Annotated in this window: 2 protein-coding genes and 1 pseudogene; 2 read left to right on the forward strand and 1 reads right to left on the reverse strand. The window is 63.8% G+C overall.

Annotated elements, in window-relative coordinates:
• A partial coding sequence (locus tag WA317_RS22380; RefSeq protein WP_425175117.1) for an amidohydrolase family protein occupies positions 1-392 on the forward strand: 392 nt, incomplete at its 5' end.
• A 160-nt stretch (positions 393-552) separates the two neighbouring features.
• Here the strand turns inward: WA317_RS22380 and WA317_RS22385 are convergent.
• A pseudogene (locus tag WA317_RS22385) lies at positions 553-717 on the reverse strand (nitroreductase family protein); the annotation flags it as partial.
• 172 nt (positions 718-889) lie between these two features.
• Here WA317_RS22385 and WA317_RS22390 point away from each other — a divergent pair.
• A complete protein-coding gene (locus WA317_RS22390) occupies positions 890-1,747 on the forward strand; it encodes an MOSC domain-containing protein (protein WP_425175118.1) in 858 nt (285 codons plus the stop codon).
• Positions 1,748-2,019: the final 272 nt, after the last annotated feature.

Below are 2,019 nucleotides of genomic sequence, written 5' to 3' on the forward strand. Positions count from 1 at the left end.
GTGTAGCGCTGCTGCGACTGATCCTCGCCGGCGTGTTCGACGAGTTTCCGGACCTGCAAGTGGTCGTCGGACATTGGGGCGAGACGGTGCTGTTCTATCTCGACAGGGTCGACAACCTGGCGGCAGCCGCCCAGCTGGGGCGGCCCATCTCCGAGTACTTCCGCACCAACGTGCTTGTCACGCCCAGTGGTATCTTCAGCCAACGGTATCTGCGATGGACGATCGAAGTGATCGGAATTGACCGCATCCTGTATTCCACCGATTACCCCTACCGGATGGCGCCGGACGGTGGCGCGCGGCGCTTCCTGGAAGAGGCAGATCTGACCAAGGACGAGCGGGAGAAGATCGGGTCTGCCAATTGGGATCGGATCTGCGCCGACATCCGCCGCTGAATCGACGCGGGTGAGGCGCAGTCACCTCAGCTGCGGGTACCCGAAACTGCGGCTGATGCTCAGGGCCGCCGTACGCACCGCCGCTGCAAAGCGCGCGGACTGCGGGCGGCCGGCAACCCCGGTCACCGACAACCCGGCGACAGACCCCGTTGTCCCGTAACCAGATCGCCGGGTAGATGTTGGCGCCACCGAGGTCGTCGATGGCAAAGACGAACAGCAACATGGGAACTTCTTCGAAATGGTCAGCCAGATAGTCCCCCGAGCCGTTCATTCGGCGCATCGTTTCGGTGTGAGCGGCCCGGTCCGCACCGGGCGCCGGCGCTACCTCCATTGATTGGATGGCGATGACCGCTCTCCTTCACTGGATTGCCCCAGTTTGCGTTGCTGCACGGTTGTTGCACCAGCGGATTGCGGCCGTTTTTCCCACAGAAAATGACATGCGCCGCGGTATTGAAGAGACCACCCGGCCGCCCGCTGAGCGCATACTGGGAGCCGTGATGACTCATGGTCGCGATCATGAGGATCCTGTGCAGATGCGCATCGCCAGTTTGTGGCGCTACCCGGTCAAGTCGATGCTCGGCGAAGTGGTCACAACCATGTTTGTCGATCAGCAAGGCGCCGAGGGCGACCGGCGGCTGGCGCTCGTCGACACGGTGACCGGGCGGGTGGCCAGTGCTAAGCAGCCACGGTTGTGGCGTGAGCTATTGCACTTCAGCGCCCGTTTGGATGGCGGGAGGGTCCGCATCGAGGCGCCCGACGGCAGATGCGTGTCCGCTGATGAGCCGGGTATCGATGAACTGCTCTCCCGGCTGTTGGGACGGCCGGTACAACTGATCAGCCAGCGCCCACACGGCGCCACGCTCGAACGGCCAGACCCCGAGAAGGTATTGGAGCTTGGCCTAGACGCCGAGGTCGAAGGTCAGCTTCTGGAGATTGCACAGGCAACGCCCGGCGAGTCGTTCACGGACCTTGCTCCGCTGCATGCGATTACAACGGCCACTGTGGAGCATGTGGGCACCGAGGCGTTGCGGTACCGGCCGAATCTGGTGATTGCGACACCGCCCGGCTACCCGCCTTATGCAGAAAATGACTGGGTCGGGAGGGAGCTGGTCATCGGTGAAACGCGACTTCGAGTTCTGAAGCCGACATCGCGTTGCGCGGTTCCGACCCTCGAGCACGGCGTGTTGCCGCGAGCCCCACATGCCCTGCGCACATTGGTGGCCGAAAACCGCCTGGAAACGCCAGGATCGGGGATGGTGCCCAGTGCCGGGGTGTACCTGGAAGTACTGACTGGGGGCACCATCAACGACGACGATCCGGTCACCTTGCATCGAACCCGCCCACCTGCTGATTGATTAAGGGTCGCTGGTGTGCAGCGTTCGCCGCGACACCGTCTTTACCGTGGCGCAACAGCCTTGAACCACGTTCAGCTCCTTCGGGAAGACGCTCCTCTGCGAGGATTTTTGACCGTTCCCAGCAGCATCGGCAGCCCGAGTCGCGCTTACGGGGGCTCCCCCGGCGGTGCGGCGCCTGCCGCGTCCTGCAGCACCTGCAGCAACTTGTCAAGTGGATCGCCCCCGGCCGGGTCGAGCCGGCGTGGTGGGATCTCTCGGCCGTCGGGTGTGAC

The organism is Mycobacterium sp. (assembly GCF_049802695.1).
Taxonomy (GTDB): domain Bacteria; phylum Actinomycetota; class Actinomycetes; order Mycobacteriales; family Mycobacteriaceae; genus Mycobacterium.